General features: G+C 45.0%; 19 protein-coding genes. 5 read left to right on the top strand and 14 right to left on the bottom strand.

Annotation, left to right across the window (positions count from 1 at the left end; all coding sequences use genetic code 11):
* The 4 genes from NC99_RS00855 to NC99_RS00840 all read right to left on the bottom strand — a co-directional run.
* A partial coding sequence (locus tag NC99_RS00855; RefSeq protein WP_053178883.1) for a type I restriction enzyme HsdR N-terminal domain-containing protein occupies positions 1-379 on the bottom strand: 379 nt, incomplete at its 3' end.
* 199 nt (positions 380-578) lie between these two features.
* Positions 579-1,031 (bottom strand): IS200/IS605 family transposase, encoded by a 453-nt coding sequence (gene tnpA / locus NC99_RS00850; protein ID WP_053178881.1) that lies wholly within the window; start codon positions 1,029-1,031, stop codon positions 579-581.
* 255 nt (positions 1,032-1,286) lie between these two features.
* Positions 1,287-2,525, bottom strand: coding sequence for a restriction endonuclease subunit S (locus NC99_RS00845; protein WP_053178879.1), 1,239 nt, complete (start codon positions 2,523-2,525; stop codon positions 1,287-1,289).
* Positions 2,522-4,009, bottom strand: a complete 1,488-nt coding sequence (locus NC99_RS00840) for a class I SAM-dependent DNA methyltransferase (protein ID WP_204374856.1) — start codon at positions 4,007-4,009, stop codon at positions 2,522-2,524. The genes NC99_RS00845 and NC99_RS00840 overlap by 4 nt, the downstream gene beginning before the upstream one ends.
* A 141-nt stretch (positions 4,010-4,150) precedes the next feature.
* Between NC99_RS00840 and NC99_RS00835 the strand changes: the two genes are divergently transcribed.
* Positions 4,151-4,585 carry a hypothetical protein gene (locus NC99_RS00835; protein WP_053178877.1) on the top strand — a complete coding sequence of 145 codons (435 nt, stop codon included), beginning with the start codon at positions 4,151-4,153 and terminating at the stop codon, positions 4,583-4,585.
* 86 nt (positions 4,586-4,671) lie between these two features.
* On the opposite strand, the gene NC99_RS00830 is transcribed toward NC99_RS00835, so the two are convergent.
* Positions 4,672-4,992, bottom strand: a complete 321-nt coding sequence (locus tag NC99_RS00830) for a hypothetical protein (protein ID WP_053178875.1) — start codon at positions 4,990-4,992, stop codon at positions 4,672-4,674.
* A gap of 403 nt (positions 4,993-5,395) precedes the next feature.
* On the opposite strand from NC99_RS00830, the gene NC99_RS00825 reads away from it, so the two are divergent.
* Positions 5,396-5,746, top strand: a complete 351-nt coding sequence (locus NC99_RS00825) for a hypothetical protein (protein WP_053178873.1) — start codon at positions 5,396-5,398, stop codon at positions 5,744-5,746.
* A 161-nt stretch (positions 5,747-5,907) separates the two neighbouring features.
* Here NC99_RS00825 and polA read toward each other — a convergent pair whose 3' ends face one another.
* The 3 genes from polA to NC99_RS00810 form a co-directional block, all read right to left on the bottom strand.
* Positions 5,908-8,688 carry a DNA polymerase I gene (gene polA, locus NC99_RS00820; RefSeq protein WP_053178871.1) on the bottom strand — a complete coding sequence of 927 codons (2,781 nt, stop codon included), beginning with the start codon at positions 8,686-8,688 and terminating at the stop codon, positions 5,908-5,910.
* Between the two features lie 12 nt (positions 8,689-8,700).
* Positions 8,701-9,150 (bottom strand): 6-pyruvoyl trahydropterin synthase family protein, encoded by a 450-nt coding sequence (locus NC99_RS00815; protein ID WP_053178869.1) that lies wholly within the window; start codon positions 9,148-9,150, stop codon positions 8,701-8,703.
* 96 nt (positions 9,151-9,246) lie between these two features.
* The gene (locus NC99_RS00810) at positions 9,247-9,552 is read right to left on the bottom strand and encodes an ArsR/SmtB family transcription factor (RefSeq protein ID WP_053178868.1); all 306 of its coding nucleotides are present in this window, start codon (positions 9,550-9,552) and stop codon (positions 9,247-9,249) included.
* Between the two features lie 207 nt (positions 9,553-9,759).
* Between NC99_RS00810 and NC99_RS00805 the strand changes: the two genes are divergently transcribed.
* The 3 genes from NC99_RS00805 to NC99_RS00795 all read left to right on the top strand — a co-directional run bounded on the left by NC99_RS00805 (position 9,760) and on the right by NC99_RS00795 (position 13,110).
* The gene (locus NC99_RS00805) at positions 9,760-10,734 is read left to right on the top strand and encodes a polyprenyl synthetase family protein (RefSeq protein WP_053178866.1); all 975 of its coding nucleotides are present in this window, start codon (positions 9,760-9,762) and stop codon (positions 10,732-10,734) included.
* A gap of 63 nt (positions 10,735-10,797) precedes the next feature.
* Entirely contained in the window at positions 10,798-11,433 is a 636-nt protein-coding gene (locus NC99_RS00800) for a cation diffusion facilitator family transporter (RefSeq protein ID WP_053178863.1), read from the top strand.
* A gap of 237 nt (positions 11,434-11,670) precedes the next feature.
* On the top strand, positions 11,671-13,110 hold the full coding sequence (locus NC99_RS00795; RefSeq protein WP_053178861.1) for a membrane dipeptidase: 1,440 nt from the start codon (positions 11,671-11,673) through the stop codon (positions 13,108-13,110).
* Between the two features lie 113 nt (positions 13,111-13,223).
* Here NC99_RS00795 and NC99_RS00790 read toward each other — a convergent pair whose 3' ends face one another.
* From NC99_RS00790 to NC99_RS00765, 6 genes are all read right to left on the bottom strand, one after another.
* On the bottom strand, positions 13,224-13,562 hold the full coding sequence (locus tag NC99_RS00790; RefSeq protein WP_239684382.1) for a BT0820 family HAD-type phosphatase: 339 nt from the start codon (positions 13,560-13,562) through the stop codon (positions 13,224-13,226).
* Between the two features lie 127 nt (positions 13,563-13,689).
* A complete protein-coding gene (locus NC99_RS00785) occupies positions 13,690-16,071 on the bottom strand; it encodes a GumC family protein (RefSeq protein WP_053178859.1) in 2,382 nt (793 codons plus the stop codon).
* 62 nt (positions 16,072-16,133) lie between these two features.
* Complete coding sequence (locus tag NC99_RS00780) at positions 16,134-16,892, bottom strand: polysaccharide biosynthesis/export family protein (protein ID WP_053178857.1); 759 nt, start codon at positions 16,890-16,892, stop codon at positions 16,134-16,136.
* A gap of 94 nt (positions 16,893-16,986) precedes the next feature.
* Positions 16,987-18,402, bottom strand: a complete 1,416-nt coding sequence (locus NC99_RS00775; RefSeq protein ID WP_053178855.1) for a sugar transferase — start codon at positions 18,400-18,402, stop codon at positions 16,987-16,989.
* A gap of 212 nt (positions 18,403-18,614) precedes the next feature.
* Positions 18,615-19,676: a mannose-1-phosphate guanylyltransferase gene (locus NC99_RS00770; protein ID WP_053178853.1), complete on the bottom strand. Its 1,062-nt coding sequence runs from the start codon at positions 19,674-19,676 to the stop codon at positions 18,615-18,617.
* Positions 19,677-19,692: 16 nt separating this feature from the next.
* Positions 19,693-20,306 (bottom strand): NAD-dependent epimerase/dehydratase family protein (locus tag NC99_RS00765; RefSeq protein ID WP_157624328.1); only part of this gene is annotated, 614 nt, incomplete at its 5' end.

Genomic DNA, 20,306 nt, shown 5'->3' with positions numbered 1-20,306 from the left:
TTTTTTTTTTTTCCGATCTGTCACGCAGCATATTTTTGCTCCAGATTTCTTTTCCGGTCTCCGTATCGATGCCATAAATTTTTAAGCCGTTGGTGGCGTAGGTAAAGCGGATATGCAAACGTTCGGCGTAGTCTTTGGCCTGACCAACCCCGTTGGTGTAATATATATCGCGGGCCTTGGCCTCGATAACAGCCAGGTGGCGGTTTTTGTATTGAAGCACATAATCGGCTTTTAAGGGGCGGGCTCTACGTCCCTGCCCAATTAGTCTTCCTTGCGATATGGGGAATTGTTTGCGGACACGGCTGCCCTCAACAACACCCCAGCCCGCGGCTTTTAAGGCTGGATCGATGTATTCAAATTCGGTTTGTGCCTCGTTCATTCTCTTTGCATTTTATTACACCCTTTCAGGGCTTAGGGTTTGTTTTCTTCTGTCGATGGGCTACACCCATCGCTATTAGATTGCGCCCTTTCAGGGCTGAGATTGCCATTGCCCCGAAGGGGTAACAGCTAGCAGCATAGGGTGTAGCCCTATGTTGGTGGATACGCCACGAGACCGGAGCCCTGAAAGGGTGGAATCCTTATTCCCAAACATAGCGTTCATCGTAGTCAACCTTATACTTTTTCAAGAAGGCACGATATTCTTCCTGAAATGTTTTGACTTGATGATGTTCATGTTGACTGCTAATATAATTAAATACAGTATTAATCTCAGAAGGATTTACAGAAAATGCACCATAGCCATCTTGCCAGTAAAAATTTTGGTATGCTGTCCCTTTTGTTTTTATCCATTTTGATGAATGCGCCTTAAGCTCTTCCATCAGCGTGACAAGGGCTATTTTTTTTGAAAGCATACACAGGATGTGAACATGGTCGGTGTATCCGCCCACGGTCAATACCTGGCAAGCAAGATTATTGCAGGTCCCCCCGAGATAGCTGTGCAGTTCCGATTCAATGGATTCATCAATAAGCGGCTGTCTGTGTTTGGTGCTGAACGTGATGTGTAGGTAGTTTTGTACGAGTGATTGTCCCATGAGTAAAAAATTTGGGATTTGGTTAGTTAATTATTTCTGAGCGATGGGCTATACCCAGCATTTTCAAATTTAAGCTTTTCTGCGTTAAGTTGTACTACCATTGCCCTGAAAGGGTGGAATAAGGATGGGCAGCGGGCAGAGGTATAGCAAAGATTGCGCCCCTGCGGGGCTGGTTTCGATGGGCTACACCCATCGTTATTAGATGACGCCCCTGCTGGGCTAGTTTTTTTTTGCGCCCTTTCAGGGCTATGGGTTTTAATGCTTGCCGGGCTGTTGGGTTTGATAGGCCATGCGGGGTTCGGCGGCTATGGGTAATGTTTCTAAAAGACCATCTTGCTGCGTTAATTCGCCCGAAAAAGCTTTGTGAAGAATGGATTTTTTGAGCTCATCAAGCAGTTCCAGCTTTTGTTCTAATTTATCCTTATAGTCATTTAAGACTAATTCAATTTGATTTAATGATTGAACTACATCTATCTGTTTGGCTTTATTGGGAACAGGAATCGAATAACTTTTCATCATTGGTACGGTTAACTGTGGTATGGCAGAGCCGCTTCTTTCAATAATTAGGTTTTTAATGGCATGCATTAAGAACTCCGCATTTATAACATAGGTATCAGGTGTTAAAACTATTAGCCTGACTATCGGAACAAAAGGGTAATCTCTATATTCCGTGTGTCCTGTTCCACTGCCTCGCGCAGCTACAGTTATTGATGGTTTTGTAACTCTCGCTTGATTTGTGTAGCCATACAATCCATTGTGTTTTACTGCATTTGCTATTATTGGAATACTGAACTCTTTGGTTTCTTCCTTTGAAAAATTGTCTTTTGGTGCATCTCCGCCTGCAAAAATTTGTTCACAAACATTTTCTATTGACAGCACCTTACACTCCTTAGAAAGAGATTGAAAGAGAAACTCCTTCTTGGATTGAAACAGCTCTTTGGCGTTTTCGATATTGCGCTCGATGTTGGCTTTGGCCTGGTCGATGGCTGCAAAGGCTTTGTCGAGTATGGTTACTATTTGTTGTTGTTCGGGGAGTGGGGGGATTGGGATTGAAACAGAACTAACTAATCCAATATTCAAATTTCGAACTGTTGAACCAGCTGCAAGCTTGTCAAACTGTTCAAAGATATATGGAGAACCCAACAAGAAATAAAGATAATCTGTATCGATTTCAATGTTTTTTTTATTCTTTAAAACTAACCATCCATCATGAATCGCACCTCTTGTTTTCATTATATATGGTCGACCAAAGCTCATTGAATTTGAAAGTATAAAATCTCCTTCTTCAACAAGTCGTGTTTTATGCAATCCTTCCTTTGTGATTTTTTCTCTTGTGGTATAGATATATTTGTTAGAAGCTGTAGCATCTGATATTTTTATCCAATTTATCCCTTCAGGAGAATCAGTTAGAAACTTTTGAATTGGTCTCGGAGAACCACCTCTTTCGACCAACATGATTTCACCTATTTTTTTGTATTCCCACCCTGTTCTCATATCAACTCCTTGATTGAATTAATAATTGAGTTGGTTTCAGCATCCAAGGTTTCCATTTCAGTTAATATTTCTTGTGGAGAACGTAAAGGAGTGTCTTCGGGCGTGTTGGGGTTTTTAACCGATAAATCGCAAGTGGCTTCGTCAATATCGGCAACCTTTAATGTCCAACTTCTTTCTGTTTCAGGTTTGTCAGTTTGGAGTTTTACAAACTCTTCCATGTCGGCATCATTCAATGGGTTGGTTTTACCCATGTTACGCCCTGCATCTAACTGGTAGTACCAAATGTTTTTGGTGGGTTCGCCTTTTTGGAAGAAGAGTACCACGGTTTTAACGCCTGCACCGAGGAAAGTACCTTGTGGCATATCGAGCACGGTATGCAGCTTACAGCTTTCGAGCAAATGCTTACGCAAGGCAACGCTGGCATTGTCGGTATTGCTTAAAAAGGTGTTTTTAATAACAATGGCTGCACGTCCACCCGTTTTCAGGGTTTTAATAAAGTGCTGCAGGAACAGGAAGGCGGTTTCGCCGGTTTTAATATCGAAGTTTTGCTGTACCTCCTTGCGTTCCTTGCCACCAAACGGCGGATTGGCCAATATGACATGGTAACGGTTTTTCTCCTGTATGTCGCGAATGTTTTCGCCCAGCGTGTTGGTATGCACCAGGTTGGGCGCTTCAATACCATGCAGGATCATGTTCATGGTACCAATAACAAAGGCCAGGTTCTTTTTTTCCTTCCCATAAAAGGTATCTTCCTGGATGGTTTTCAGGTTGGAGGTGGTCTTTTCCATGCGTTTGTACATGTATTCAAAGGCTTCACACAGGAATCCGCATGAGCCCGCCGCGCCGTCGTACACCTTCTCGCCAATTTGCGGGTCAGTTACTTTGATCATGGCACGAATTAATGGGCGGGGCGTGTAATACTGTCCGCCATTGCGTCCGGCATTGCCCATGTTTTTAATCTTGGTTTCGTACAGGTGGCTGAGTTCGTGTTTCTCATTTTGGGTGCGGAATTCGAGTTTGTCCACATATTCCAAAATTTCGCGCAGGTTGTAACCGCTTTGAATACGGTTTTTCAATTCAGAAAAAATCTCCCCAATCTTGTAATGAATGCTTTTGGGTGTTTCGGCTGCTTTTTGCTTAAAGCCGGCGAGGTATGGAAATAGTTGGCTATCGACAAATTGCACCAGGTCGGGGCCGGTCATCGCCACATGGTGATCCAGCTTGCCATCATCGCCTTTGGGCATGGCCCAGTTCGCCCAGCGGTAGGCTTCATCCAGGATGTACGCGTAGTCTTCTCCACGGAGTTCGGCTTCGTCGGCCCGGTCGCGCTCCAATTCATCCAGGTATCTCAGGAATAAAACCCACGAGGTTTGCCCAATGTAATCCAACTCACTGTCGGCACCTGAATCCTTGTACAGGATGTCGTCGATATTTCGAAATGTTTGCTCAAACATAATCTTAATGCGTTGATCGATGATTTTCAAAACCACAAATTTAGCATTATCTGGATGGGCACAGCCGAAAAGCTGGTTCAATTTTATTGAATCACGACTGCAAAGCCCCGGTCAGGTAGGTGTTGGTGCCATAACATCAAAATTTCCCGAAACCAAAAGGAGCAAATTCGTTTGATCATCATCCTGCAATTGTTCTCAGTACTTATCATCGATCCGGCGGCAATGATCCTGCTGCTAACCGAAACCTATACCGGCAGTCGGGTTGTAATTTCCTGTTTTATTGGGTTTACAACCTGCTTTTTCTTTTTGCCGGGGCAGGTCAGCATGATCATAACCTGGGTCAGCGTGCCTCTGACCTGGGTCAGCATGTCCCTGACCCGGGTTGGCAAGGCGCTGACCCACATTTTTATCGTCCTGACCCGGGTTAGGAGGTTCCTGACCTGGGTTTTTGTCTTCCTGACCTGGGTCAGCGTGTCTCTGACCCGGGTTGGCAAGGCGCTGACCTGGGTCAGAGAGGTTGTGACCCGGGTCAAAGTCTTCCTGACCTGGCTTGGAAAGGAGCGTATCCACCTCGGCCAAGGCCTGGATGAGTCCATCAATGGATGAAATAGGGCCGAAGCCGGGCGGAGCAGGGATAACTGGTATGAAAAAAGGCCCTGCCGAAGCAGCGCCTTATCTGATTCAAAGAACATTTAACCGCGAAGTTGCCTGAGCTTGTGCACCAGGCTGTTGTCTTTTCCCAACAAGCCCTCAATCAGGTCGATGATCGATGAAGCATCATCGTAGGCGACCTTTAAGGTGCTGTTGGCTACTATGGTCGCATCGAGCGAAGCGGCCTGTGCTTTTTGCTGGGCTATTTCAGCCTCAGAAGCGGTTGCACGCTCCGTTTTTAGTTTTTCCAACCGGTTCAATGGATCAAAACCAGCCGCTTGCAAGGTGCTGGCTTCCTGTTCAACCAAGGTAATGGTTTGCGATACAAAATCGCGCTTTTCTTTTTCGTTTAAACTGCCCATAATAAGTAAGTTTTAATTTAAAAAATTTATGATTGAGTGACTGGCTCCGCGTCATCGTTTACCGATGATTGAACGGGCCGGATTTGTTTGTTTCACTCTCAAAAAATAAATTTTCTCAAAACTCTCTGTAAGCGGCAAGCAAGCACGTTAACTGATTTGATCGCACCGATCATTTTCAGAAGGTTGGCTATGGTTTAATCCCTTTTAAAGGTAAAAGGTAACCCTCGAAATGAAGAAAATATGGAATTTATTTTCAAGCCCACACAGGAAGCCAGTCGCTGGCAGATTCCGTCCGGCAACTGACGGACGGAAAGACGCGTTGTTCGTTGGCAGGTGGCCAAACTCCCTCCCTTTTCAAAGGGAGGGTGGGGGTGGGTCATGAAACAGCAGACTGAAAACCGCTATGCCAGGAATTGGGCAGGGAGCCGTCAGCTGGCAGATTCCGAATCAAGTTCGGAATGACGCGTCGATAGCAGGCGTACCGTTAAGTCCCCCAGTTCACCGGAAGGTGAAAGCAGCGCAGGCCGATCCCGAGTGCTCGGGAGGCCCGGGCCGGCGGTGGCTTGTGGGTGGAAGGATGGAATTTTCAAGATTTTTTCCTCCTTTTTATCGACTGTTGGAACGAAGTGGAAATCCCGATTGCTCGGGGGAAAAGGAGGTGCCCGTCCGGCATAAGGACATGGAAGCATTGACAATAAAACAAACGTTTTGCGATGCGGCGCATGCCGGCTGGGAGCATTCAAATACCAAGTGATTGCGCCTGGTTTGATATTGCACATTTCAACCCTCCCGAGTGCTCGGGATTTCACTCCACCCGGGGCTATTGTTGTTTAACCCCGTTGGGGTAATCGGTTTCTCCCAGAGAGGCCTATCGATTTAATAGTTCTTGTGGTCCAACCTATTTGTGTATAAAGGCTAGTGCGCTTCCATCCAGTTCGAGGCGGCGTTCATCTCCACGGTCAGTGGCAGGCCAATGTCAACGGCTTGTTCCATTTGTTCTTTCACAATGGCTTTCACCTGGTCCAGCTCTGCCTTCGGCACATCAAAGTTCAATTCATCATGCACCTGCAAAGTCATTTTGGCCTTCAGGTTTTGCTTTTTCAGCTCCTGCCAAATGTTGATCATGGCCAGCTTGATGATGTCGGCAGCCGAGCCCTGGATGGGCGCGTTGATGGCGTTTCGCTCAGCCACCCCACGCACCACGGCATTGGCCGAGTTAATGTCTTTCAGGTAGCGGCGGCGTCCGCGAATGGTTTCCACATAGCCTTTGTCGCGGGCAATTTGGATGCTTTCGTCCATAAATTCCTTCACCCGGGAAAAATTCTCAAAGTACCCGTCAATCAGTTCTTTGGCTTCGGTACGCGAAATGTTCAGGCGGTCGGAAAGGCCAAAGGCGGAGATGCCGTAAATGATGCCGAAGTTGGCTGTTTTGGCCTTGCGCCGCATATCGGAAGTCACTTCTTCCAGCGGAACTTTATAAATTTTCGAAGCGGTTATAGCATGAACATCCTGCTTGTTGCGGAACGCTTCGAGCAGGTTTTCATCTTTACTCAGAGCGGCCATAATGCGCAGTTCAATTTGCGAGTAGTCAGCCGACAGGAACAGGTGATCATCGTCGGAAGCGGTAAAAGCACGGCGGATTTCGCGGCCATCTTCATCGCGAATCGGAATGTTTTGCAGGTTGGGATTGGTCGAACTCAATCGTCCGGTGGCCGCAATGGCCTGGTTGTACGACGTATGCAGCTTGCCGGTTTTCGAATTCACCAAAAGCGGCAGGGCTTCCACATAGGTGGAAAGCAATTTTTTCAATCCCCGAAATTCCAGGATTTTTGGAACGATCGGGTGTTTGTCCATCAGCTTGCTCAACACTTCTTCGGAAGTGGAGTACTGCTTGGTTTTGGTCTTTTTGGCCTTGCTGACAATGTTTAATTTTTCGAAGAGAATCGGCCCCAGTTGTTTGGGCGATGAAACATTAAACTTTTCACCCGCCAGCTCAATAATTTCCTTTTCCAGTTCGATAATCTGAAGGCGCAATTTTTCAGCAAAAACGTCCAGCTCTTTGGTGTTCAGGCTTACGCCAGCCATTTCCATATCGGCCAAAACCGGGATCAGCGGCATTTCAATTTCCTCGAACACGGGGCGAACGCCGGTTTTATCCAATTCCGGATCCAGCGCGAGTTTCAGTTGCAGGGTCAGGTCGGCATCTTCGCAGGCGTAGTCTTTCAGCTTGTCAATTGGCGCCTGCCGCATGCTTTGTTGGTTTTTACCTTTTTTGCCGATCAGGCTTTCGGTTTCCACTTTTTGGTAGCCCAGGTAGGTTTCGCACAGGTAGTCCAGGTTGTGGCGCAATTCGGGTTGAATCAGGTAATGGGCAATCATGGTATCGTACACCGGGCCTTTCACTTCCACCCCATAATGTTTCAGCATCAGGATGTCGTATTTGATGTTTTGCCCGATCTTGCGAATGTTTTCGTCCTCAAAAATTAACCGAAACTCTTCTACGATTTTCAACGCTTCTTCGCGCTTTTTTGGAAGGCTGACGCAATACGCTTCGCCTTTTTTGAAAGCAAATGACAGGCATACCAATTCGGCGGAGTGGGTGTCGAGCGCGGTGGTTTCCGTGTCGAAGCAAAATTCTTCCTGCACCGACAGCTCTGCCCGGAGGCTGGCCCGTTGCATGGCGTTTTCAACCAGGTAATAGTGGTGCGGCGTATTTTCAATGTTGGCCAGGTCTTTCCGAAGAACCGGTTCCGTCCCTTCGCTGCCGCCAAACAGGCTGCCCTGTTCAAAACGGGGCTCGGCTTGTTGTTTTGGTGCGTCCAGCTTTTGGGCCAGGCTTCGGAATTCCAGTTCGTTGTATATTTTTCGCAGCGCTTCAACGTTTGGCGCATCCTTGGTTAGCGACTTCTCATCGAACTCGACCGGAACATCCAGAATGATGGTGGCGAGCTTACGCGACATGCGAACCTGCTCTTCGTGGTTGACCAGGTTTTCCTTCTGCTTGCCTTTCAATTCGTTGATATTCTCATAAATCCCATCAATCGACTGGTAGGTAGAGATCAGTTTCATGGCTGTTTTGGGGCCAATGCCGGGGCAGCCGGGAATGTTGTCGGACGAGTCGCCCATCAACCCAAGGATATCAATGACTTGCTCCGGGCGCTCAATTTCAAATTTCTCTTTCACCTGGTCCACACCCCAAATTTCCACGTCGTTGCCGGCCCGCCCGGGTTTATACATGAAAATGTTGTCGGAAACCAACTGGGCGTAGTCCTTGTCCGGGGTCATCATAAACACCTGGTAGCCCACCTGCTCACCTTTTTTGGCCAGGGTGCCAATCACATCGTCGGCTTCAAAACCGGCCTTCTCCAAAATCGGAATATTGTAAGCCTCAATAATTTTTCGAATCCAGGGAATGGCTTTCCGGATGTCTTCCGGCATTTCGTCGCGGGTACCTTTGTAGGCTTCAAACAACTCGTGCCGGAAAGTGGGCGCGTGTACATCGAAAACCACCGCGATGTGCGTTGGGTTTTCGGTGTTCAGCAATTGCTCCAGCGAGTTGACAAATCCCAGCATGGCCGAAGTATTCAATCCGTTGGAGTTGTAGCGCGGATTTTTGATGAAGGCAAAGTAGGAGCGGTAAATCAACGCGTAGGCATCGAGCAAAAAAAGACGGTTATTGGTGTTTTGTTCAGGCATGCTGTTCAAGTTTTAGTTATTATCCGAAGCAAACCACTCGGCGTATGAGCTGCTGGTTTCATAAAGCCGAACACAGAATAATTCAAGATGTTCAGGCAGGAGCGTCTTCAGTTTATCAGCTATAAAAATAACCATATTTTCGGTAGTTGGTTGAAAATTGACCAGGTGATGCCGCTCATACAACTGCCCCAAATCAAGCAGCTTGTTATGTGCCGAAAGGTTGTTGATAACCAGGGAATGGTCAAAAGCTTGCACAATTTCTTTTTTGACCAGCTTTTTTAGCTCGCTGAAATCAATCACCATCCCGTCTTTTGGATCGCCTTTCTTTAAAAGCGGTTCGCCAATCAGGGTAATTTGTAACTTGTAGGAATGCCCGTGAATATTGCTGCACAGCCCATCGTAATTGGTCAGGGCATGCGACATTTCGAAACCAAATTGCTTGGTCACTCTAATTTTTGTCATGATTTGATTTTAAAGGCACAAAGCTAAGAACTTCGCCTTAATAAATAAGAAAAGCCGGCGAAGGGCCAGCTTTTGTATGATCGTTGAAATAAGATTTTATTCCCCGCAAGTACAACGCTCCAGGCAGTCAACCATCTGGCTTAGCACATCGTGCTTCAAATAGTAGAAGGTATTTTTGCCTTCGCGGCGCGAACACAAAACGCCTTTGTCTTTTAAAATTCCCAAGTGGTGCGATGTCGTGGATTGTTCGATGCCCAGAAGCTCATGTATTTGGGTGACCGTCAATTTTTTGCCACCTTCAAGATGCTTGAGTATGGCAATACGCATGGGATGCGCAATGGCCTTCAGCATGTTGGCTGCCATATCGAGTCGGTCCGGATCAAGTTCCTGTATCTGTATCATGATTTTTTACAATTACAAATGCAAATATATAAATATTTGATATCATCTTAGACAAAAATTGGGCTTGTTTCATTTTTTAGAATGATTACAAATACCTGAGACTAAAGTTTCCCAAAACAATCTCGTGGAATATTTGTGTATGACTTTGATTGATCAGGTAGAAACTTAATTTATTTGCTATTTTTGAATCGTTCAAAAAACGGACAGATGACCTCTTTGGATATCATTAAAGCACCCATAGAAGAAGAATTAGAAGCGTTTGAAGATTATTTCAAGGCAACCATCCAAAGTGATATCCCTTTGTTATCGCTCATTATCAATTATATTTTGCGGAAAAAAGGGAAGCAAATGCGCCCGATGTTTGTCTTTCTGGCGGCGAAAATGAATGGCGGGTTCAACGAGTCGACCTACATGGCGGCTTCGTCCATTGAACTGTTGCACACGGCAACTTTGGTGCACGACGATGTGGTAGATGAATCCTATGAGCGGCGCGGAAGTTTTTCGATCAACGCGCTGTGGAAAAACAAGCTGGCCGTGTTGGTGGGCGACTACATTCTGGCCAAAGGCTTGCTGCTGAACATCGACAACAAGAAGTACAACTTTCTGCACCTGATCAGCCGGTCGGTGAAGGATATGAGCGAAGGCGAGATTTTGCAGATGCGTAAAAGCCGCAAGCTCGATATCGACTACGAGACTTATTTCGAAATTATTGAAAAGAAAACGGCTTCGCTGATTGCGACGAGCATGGCCATTGGAGCAGCTTCGGTGACCGATGATGAAGCGGTGGTGGAGCAAATGTTTCAGATTGGGATTGATGTGGGCATTGCTTTCCAGATTAAGGACGATATTTTTGATTATCAAGCCAAAGGTTTGCTGGGAAAGCCAACCGGAAACGATATCAAGGAGAAAAAAATTACCCTGCCGCTACTTTATGTGCTGAGCAATTCGGACGAAAAGGAAAAACGCCGGATTCTGCGCGAAGTGAAACGCAAAAATAAAAACACGGCCAAAGTTCAGGAACTGGTGAATTTGGTGGTTGAGCGGGGTGGATTGGAATATGCCACCGAGCAAATGAACTTTTATCGCGACCGGGCGGTTTCGTCTATCAACGCATTCCCGGAGTCCGATTCGCGGAATGCCCTGATTGAGTTGGTCAATTACGTGACGACCAGGAAGAAATAGATTCTTTGCGACTTTTGGCGTCATTCGTTGTTGATCCGTGCCAATGGATAAACTGAATGCAAAATGACGGAGCATAAACATTCACACGAAAAGAAAACCTTATGGGTGGTGCTGCTCACTGCGGTAACTATGGTTGTTGAAATTATTTTCGGCCTGACTACCAAGTCGATGGCTTTGCTGGCCGACGGTATCCACATGGGCTCGCATGTGTTGGCGATTGGCTTAAGCTGGGTGGCTTATATTGTCGTACGGAAGGTTTCGAGAAGCGAAAAGTTCAACGGAAATTCGGAAAAGATCCTGTCGCTTTCGGGCTATAGCAGCGGTTTGTTGTTGCTGATTTTTGCTTTTGTGATTATGGTTGAAGCCATCCAACGTTTCTATTATCCTGTCGATATTGTTTACAAAGAAGCCATTCTGGTGGCCACCATCGGATTGGTGGTGAACATTGCCAGCGCTTTTCTTTTGCACCACGACCACGAACATTCGGATCACAACATACGGGCAGCCTACCTGCATGTGATTGCCGACGCGCTGACCAGCCTTTCTGCGATCCTGGGGTTGACGGCAGCCATGATCTGGGATATTCCGTTTATCGATACGATTGCCGCGATTATTAGCTCGCTGGTCATTATCAAATGGTCGGTTGGCCTGCTGAAACAGTCCGGAGCAGCGCTGCTCGATATCAAGCCCGTGGAGTAGTTCGGGTGATCAGTAATCAGTTGTCCATGTCTATTTTCAGGCTTAGCGCTGAGTTCAGCCTATTGATTTTCAGTACTAAATTTCATAACTTGAGTCTTCTTTTGCTGAAGCATTTGCAGCACTCCTTTCAACCAAAAATCCAAGCCTTGCCCAAGCTTCGTTACGAAGCCAATCACCCCAACGGCCTACATTGGGCCTGTTCTTTTGATTGCTGATAACCTTTAAAACTTCAAACTTATGGAAACTCAATTTATTGATCTGCACACGCACCCGGCCATCAAGCCCTTGGGCAAAAGTTTTAATCGCAAACCTGGTTTTAATAATCCGAACCGCAACCGGCAAGACAGTCTTTGGTATGCCGATGCACCATCCTTGCTCGACAAGCTGGCCAACATTACCACCACGTTGACAAAATTCAGACAATCCGATTTTACGAGCCTTGCCAAAGGTGGAGCCCATGTGGTTGTCGCCTCGCTATGTGGGCTCGAGAAAGGGTTTGTCATGAACAAGCTTGGCACCAAATTGCCCGGCGACCTGATCGGCAACCTGGTGACTGGAATGGGGAAAAAGCGGATTGATCATGTTCAGCGCATGGACAACTACTTTGATGATTTGGAGCTGGAGTATGGATTTTACAGGCAGTTGGACGGGAAGAAAGTGAAGATTGACGGGCGATGGTACCAGTATAAACTGGTGAGTTGCTTTTCTGAAATTGAAGGCAGTTTCGAGAACAATATTCGCACCATTTATGTGGTGCTGACCATTGAAGGCGCCCATGTGTTTAATTGTGGGCTTCAGCGTATGGGTAAAACCGCCAATCCGGCAGAGGTGATGGACAATGTCGACAAGGTAAAACAGTGGGATCACCCGGTCTTCTTTATGGGGCTTACCCATCATTTTGGTAACGAGCTCGTTGGTCACGCACAAAGTTTGCATGGTGTGGTCAACAAACTTTGCGACCAGAGCGAGGGCATGAATACGGGCTTTACCGACCTGGGCTGGAAAGTACTTCGCCGGCTACTCGACAACCAGAGCGGCAAGCGGGTGCTGATTGACCTGAAACACATGAGCGTAAAGGCACGTGAAGAATATTACCAATTTCTGGATCTGGAACATCCGAACGAAGTCATTCCGCTGATTGTCAGCCACGGGGCCGTTACCGGATTTCGATCGCATAGTCAACTCATAGAAGATGATCTGTTTAACTATGGCAAATTTCAATCAAACGATATCAATTTTTATGACGATGAAATTGTAAGAGTCGCTGAGTCTGGAGGTATTTTTGGGATTCAGTTCGACGAACGTCGTGTGGGCAGCAAATATGAGTTGAAGAAAACCGGGCCGTTTTTGAACCGCCGGAAAATGCTTTTTTACAAATCGAAGCTGATTTGGAACCAGATTGAACACATAGCAGAAGTACTGAACCGACACAACCTGTTTGCATGGGGTATTCAAAGTATTGGCTCCGACTACGATGGCATGATTAATCCGCTAAACGGTTTTTGGACTGCCGAAGACATGCCCCTATTTGACAGCTACCTGGAAAAGCACGCATTTAATTTTCTGAACTCGGACCAAGCCAAAAGTCTGAAGGAATTCAACAAAATCAAAGCCTCAGATATTGTCGACCGATTTATGTATGAAAATGCCTATGAATTCATGAAACGGAATTTTTAGGTCGATTCGGTAACTGTCAAAAAAAAAAGCCTGCACGAGGATTGCAGGCTTTTTGGTGTAACGTTAGTCAGGTCCATGACTAACATGCTCTCAAAAAAAGTTAATGATCTGTTTTACGCTTCATTGATCATTTGGAAGATTACGCCCCACTCGGGCAGTCCTCCAATATTACGGTCATCGATAAATAAGTCAGCATGGATTTTTCGAGGGGTATTTTGATCAAACTTTTCTTCGGGGTAACTTTTGTTGACCGCATAAAACTCCACCCCTTTCGACCGGCAAAATTGGACGGCCTCTTCGAGCTGCTTTCCTTCGCGGTAGGTCCACAAGATTAATCGGTGTCCTTTTTCCTGAAGTTTTTTCAGCGTCAGGGTCGCAAAAGGCAGTTCTTTTCCAATTTTCGGATACCGGTGTTCCACAATGGTTCCATCAAAATCTACGGCAATAATCATAAGGGATTCTGGTTATTTTCAGTTTTACAAACCACAGTACCGCTTGAGTTGCAGTTTTCTTTTTTGTTTTCGAATAAGTTAAAACAAGGCAGCCCGAAGGCCACCTTGTTTTGTTTAAGTAAAGAAATCATCCAGTATAACTAGGGCTGGAATCAAAGTAGTAATAACTACTATTTTTTCGGTGGCTGTAATCAGCCCCATAAGCTCCTACATGTGCATGTTTCGACAAGTGAATGTCGTTCAAAATAATTCCGGCATTTTTCATGGCCTTCTTCTTGTTCACATGATCGATGAATCTTACTTCGTTTTTCTTACTATAGTCCTGTCGGGTGACAAACAAATTGATGTCAACTTTCTGACCGATTACGATTCCATCGGAAACCAACGACAATGGCGGATTATCAAAAACAATGTAATCAAACATGTCGCGACAGCGTTCAATCAGTTCTTCGAACTTCCCATTTTCCAGAAGCTCTGAAGGGTTTGGGGGAATCGGTCCTGCCGATACGAATTGCAGGTTTTCTACCCGTGTTTGTCTAAAGATGTCATCAAACGAACTAAAATCGGTCAGGTAAGTGCTCAAACCTTCTTTGTTCTTGTATTTTAGCCTGTTATGCAAACTTGGTTTTCGCAAGTCACAGTCGATTAGCAGAACGCGTTTATTGTTCAATGCAATCATGGAGGCCAGGTTGGCTGCGGTAAAGGACTTTCCTTCTCCCGGGATCACAGAGTTTACCCCAATAACCAGGCTTTTGTTCTTCAGTCCCGGAACAATAAATTGGAGGTTGGTTCTTAACTCTCTGAACGATTCGGCAATAGCAGATCGTGGATTGTCAATTGCTGCCAGGTACTCACTTCCAATTCCGGAGTTGACAATGTTACCAATCACCGGTATATCGGTATATTCTTCAATATCTTCGGCCGATTTAATCCGGTCGTAAAAATAGGTAGCCAGCATAATCACCATAAACGGCACAAATAAGCCGGCCAACAAACCTCCGGCAACATTGAAGGTCAGGTACGGGCCCATCAACTCGGCAAGTTCCGGTCTGGCTTCATCCAGCACTTCGGTATCCGACACGTTGGAAGCATGAGTAATGGCCGCCTCAGCCCGCTTTTTAAGCAAGAATGTGTACAATTCGTTGTTCAGATCATACATCCGCTGCATGTTCATCATTTGCTGTTCCGTTTTTGGGTGAGCCGATAACTGGCGATTAACCTGATCCACCCGGCGATCGAGGCCCTGAATTTGGACAATGGCGTTGTTAATGAGGTTTTTCAGGTTCTCCTGAAGGTTCCGCTTCACCATTTCAATTTGGTTGTTTACCAAAATTAACTTGGGATTCTTTTCCTGAACAGTATAGGAAAAGACTTCGCGCTGCCGGTAAAGGTCACTCAGTTGGGTGACAAGGTTGTTGAGTGACTCATCAACAATACCCACCACCGAAGGAGCAACTACTTCCTGCATTTTTTCGGTGTCGCTGAGGTATTTTTGCAGGTTCCGGTAATAATCCAGATGCGACTGAGCCAAGGAACGTTCCTTGTCCAAATCGACCAGCCGCTGAACAATAATGCCACCTTCCTGGCCAATATCAACAATTTGATTTTGTGAACGGAAAGAAGTGAATTTATTGCCTGCTACCTGAAGGGTGTCAATCACATCTTTCAACTGTGAGTCAATAAAATCGATGGTTGTTGCAGAAGTATGGTTCTTCTCTCTTAACTCATACGCCAGATAAACCCGGCTTAATTCGTTCAGGTAGTCGGCTCCTTTTTGGGGCACTTGATCAATTAAAGACAGGTAAATCAAGTCGGCTTTGTCTTCCGGCTCTTCAATGACCAGTCGGTTCATGTATTTTTTTACCTGATTTTCGAAATTATTGAATGTAAAATAGTATTGATTTCCACGTTTTGCATATTTGGGATAGAGGGTAAAATTGAAATAGTCGTTCGAGAAAAGCTCGCCGAACTTTCCTTTTTGGGAAAATTCAATTTCTACTTCTTTTCCATAAACCATCTTTTTCCCTTTTACCTCAATTTGGAAATTGCTGGTATCGAGCATTTGTATATGAATTGGGATTCCTTCCAAATTCATGGCCTGTCGATCATACAGAATCTCAAACGGCTCGTTTCCATACATCTCATCATCACGAAGAAGCAATTCTTCGTACCAGCTTGTTGTCCAATCGAGGTTTTCAAGCACCTGCCGGTTAATTGAGTGGGAAGTTAAAATCCCGATGTGGTTCAGGAGGTTGATATTTCCGCCCATGGCATTTGAGAACGGTAAATCCAACTGTACCTGAGCATTATCTTTCTTTTTGATTAAGAACAGACTATTAAGCTCATACGATGGAGGTGTTACCTGGGTCAACAAATAGCCACCGGCACCTCCAATAATACCCGCGATCATAAACCAATACCAATTACGTTTCAGCTTATGGAAAAACTTCTTGATCGCAAGCATATCCTCTCTCTCCAACGATTTGGAGAAATCTTCCATTGTTTTCATAGACAAAATCTTTACTTAATTATTAAAAAGTCATCACTACACCTGTTCTTTTCACTCTGGCCCTAGCCCCAGAGGAAGTTGACAATCAGCATAATGGTAGTTAGCGTTGATGCTCCAATCGTGTAATACGAAGCATTCAATCTCACGTTCTTCAACTTTTGAGGCCGCACAAAAACGACATCGTTCGATTGAAGATAGAAGGCCTCAGATGCCAGAATATTTTTCTCTGTAAGGTCCAGTAAAAAGGGCTGTACGGCATCTTCTCCCTGTCGCACAACCAAAACATCTTTGATTTTTGCGTAGTCGGTTGTTCCTTGAGCCATACCAATGGCTTCCAGTACAGTCAAGGTGTTGTTGTAGTTATAGTAAACTCCGGGCGATCTGACCTCGCCAAGCACACTCACCTTGAAATTAAGTAATCGCACCTGAATATCAGCGTCTTTCAAATACTCATCTGCCCGCAACTGAATTTGTTCTTTGGTTTCCTTCAACGTGCGGCCTGCCACATGAACAGCGCCAATAACCGGCAGTATAATCTCGCCCTGATTATCGACCTGGTAACCGTAAATGTGCTGTCCTGCCTGCGAGTTGTACATGTTGCCTGAACCATAGCCTCCTCCTTCGTTTTGCGAAAACATGGCATTGACTTCGGCGTTGATGGTTTTTACACTGACATATAGATTGTCGTTTGTTTTCACCACATAATCCTTATCGGCCTGTTGCACTTTGCTGGCATCAATATCAGCTTTAAAGTCACGCAGAAAATAAGAATTTCGTTTGGAAACACACGAAGACAGCAAAACTGTCAAAACAAAAAGCATAAAAAAGCTTCGTTTATTTCTAATTAAGAATATCATATTTGTTGTATTGATTTGATTTTTAATCATTTGATTTTTGAGTAAAACTTCTTTTGAACTATTTTCCTGTTCCCACCAACATGACCTTGACGGTTTTTAAGATCAGCAAGGCATCCTGGGCCAGCGACCAATTGTCGATGTATTTCATGTCGAGTCGCATCCATTCTTCAAAAGGAATGTCGTTTCGACCAGACACTTGCCAAATACAGGTAATTCCAGGTTTCATACTCAGGCGGCGAATTTGCCAGCGTTTGTATTTTTCAACTTCAGAGGGGATGGGTGGCCGTGGTCCAACCACAGACATTTCACCGCGAATCACATTATAAAATTGGGGAAGTTCGTCGAGTGAAGTCTTCCGCAAAAATCGGCCAACCCGGGTTACCCTAGGATCCATTGTGATTTTGAATACCGGCCCTTCCTGCTCGTTTTGTCCCATCAGCGACGCTTTCAGCGCTTCGGCATTGGCCACCATGGTGCGAAATTTATAGCAATAGAAACGCCTTCCGTTAAGACCTACCCGTTCTTGTTTGAAGAATACCGGCCCGCCGTCGTCCAATTTAATGGCAATGGCAATGAGTATAAAAACGGGCGATACCAACAGGATGACAACCAGGCTAAAGAAAAAATCGAAAGCACTTTTTATTTTTAAACCTGCGTAATTGTCAGGTGTGGTCATGTAGGTTACGAAAGGCAGTTGGTTGATCAATGAAAAACTTGAACTTCGAATTCGCTTGCCGTGTACTTTCGAAATCATACCCGTGTAGTGGTGGAAGCTAATGCCGACCTCGGCACATTCGAGAATGAAACGGGTGATTTCATCGTGATTGTAATCGGTTTTGCAATAGATTACTTCATCGATCGTTTCCCGGTCCAACACTTCTTTCAGGTTTTTCCTTTCCGGGATCATTTTATAACGATCCTTGTATTTCGAATTGATCGTTTTGCATCCGCTCATGATTCCCCGGATATTATAGCCCCAATCTTTTGTGTGAATGATTTTTTCGATGTATTCTTCCGAACCTTGATCGGCAATGACCAGGATTTGACGGATGCTATATCCGCGCCTTCTGAAGAAACGCATAATCAGGAAAAAGAAATTCTTGTAGCCGGTCAGTACCACCAGGTTTAGGACACTGAATAGAACCAGTGTTTTAACGTTAAGAGCCTCATAACCTGAGATAATGTTGATGACAAACAAGAATGCAACACCAATCGATACCAATTTAAAGTAGGCTACAAATAACTGTCGGTAGCTACTGGTTCTGACCATTTTTCCCAGTCCAAACTGCTCCAATAACAAGAACCACAACAACGCGACAAAGATCAGTGAGTTGTTAAGTTCGTGGATTGATTCTATCGGGACAACGGCAGAGAAATTTGCTGACCACCAAACCAAGGTAAAGCATCCAAGGCTGAGTAGCACCTGGAAAATTATACTCATTTTTTCGAGTGTATATTCACGTTCTTTAAGCATGATGGTAAAATATTTAGAGTAAAACTAAGCGAACGCGGTCTATCCAACTGCAAAGAGGTGGATAGAACCGAACATGTATTAAATAGCTAAAAGTGAATGTTTTTCACTTTGTCAATCTCGATTTAAACAAACTGTGATCAGTTGATGCGAGTACATATTCAACAATGAATAAGCTCGCCGTAGTTTACAGAGAAAGGAAGAGGCGTAGTTTCTTATTTTGAATTTGAGGCTTTGTGGCGGAAGGCCTTGATGCGTTGTTCTTCGCCTTTGCTACAGATGAGCAGCACATTGTTTGATTCAACAATGATGTATTCACTTAGGCCTTGCACAACAACCACTTTATCTTCGGGTACATGGATGATGTTATTTGAAGTTTCATACAGATAGGCATTTTCCGATGAAACGGTATCCCCCGTGTAATTCCGCGTTGATCTTTCCCATAACGCCGTCCAGGTTCCAAGGTCAGACCAGTCAAAATGGGCTTTTTGCACGTATAGGTTGTCTGCTTTTTCAAGCATACTGTAATCAATCGATATATTTTCAAAGGTTGGATAAACCAAGTCGATAAAACTTTGCTCTTTGTCGGTAAAATAAATGTCGTTTCCGTTGTCAAAAACCCGCGCCATAGCTGGCATATAGGTTTCAAATGCCCGAACGATTGACTTAACCGACCAGATAAAAATACCGGCATTCCAGAGGTATTCCTTGCTTTCGAGATAGGTTTTTGCGGTCTCCAGATCTGGCTTTTCTTTAAATGCCTTCACCTTCCCGATTTCTTTGTCCGATTCGCCCATTTGGATGTAGCCGTAGCCTGTTTCAGGCCGATGGGGCTGAATGCCGATCGTCAAGATTGCGTCCCGGTCCTTGACAAAATTCAATCCCTTTTGTAAGGTTTTTTGAAATAATTGCTTTTGCTCAATTAAATGATCCGAGGGAGTGACAATGATATTGGCATTGGGATTTAGCTTGCGAATTTTATAACTCGCGTAGGCAATACATGGAGCCGTATTTCTCATCACTGGCTCTGCCAAAACATTTGACTCTGGGATCTCTGGTCCCTGCTCCAGTGCAATATCAATGTATTGAGCTGAAGTGACCACGAAAATATTTCTAACGGAACATATATCACTGAACCGGTCAATAGTGTGTTGAAAGAGTGTTTTTCCGGTTCCCAGCATATCGAGAAATTGCTTCGGCTTTCGTTCTGTACTTACAGGCCAAAACCGACTGCCTATTCCTCCCGCCATGATGATTACAAAGGTGTCGCTTTTCATTTCGCTCTTCTTAATATTATGTTTTAACTCTTTGATTTACAACTGTATCTAATTTCGTCTCTCTGACATACCACCGATGAACTCTTGCAATACCTTCTTCGATCTCAACCTGATGTTTCCAACCCAATTGATGAAGTTTTGAAGGATCAGTTAACTTCCGCATGGTTCCGTCCGGCTTGTCGGTGTTGAAAACCAAATCGCCTTGAAATTGAACCTCAGACTTAATTAAACTAGCTAAGTTACCGATGCTCAAGTCTATGCCCGTTCCAATGTTGATGTGTGTATTTCGAATCTCTCCAGAGCCTTCCGCCCCCGGGCTCGTCTTTTTAACTTCTTTAAAATCGATATTTTCCATGATGAAGACACAGGCATCAGCCATATCTTCACTCCAAAGAAACTCGCGTTTAGGTTTGCCGCTGCCCCAAATCTCAACCCTTACTTTTGTTGCTCCCTCTGAAGTGGTTCGGCTAATTCCAAAGGATTGAAGGACGGCTTCGATGTCGTGGATGGAGTTGAATTTTCGTACTCCGTTGACCGGGCGAACTTCAAAGTCTCGTTTAATGGCATCCCAGTTGTTTTCTTCCAAATATCTCCCCAACAGTAATTTTCGTATTAAGGCAGGCAGCACAT

It is taken from the genome of Sunxiuqinia dokdonensis (genome assembly GCF_001270965.1).
Lineage (GTDB): Bacteria > Bacteroidota > Bacteroidia > Bacteroidales > Prolixibacteraceae > Sunxiuqinia > Sunxiuqinia dokdonensis.
The sequence above is the reverse complement of the archived record's forward strand: the minus strand, read 5'-3'. Positions and strand labels throughout refer to the sequence as shown.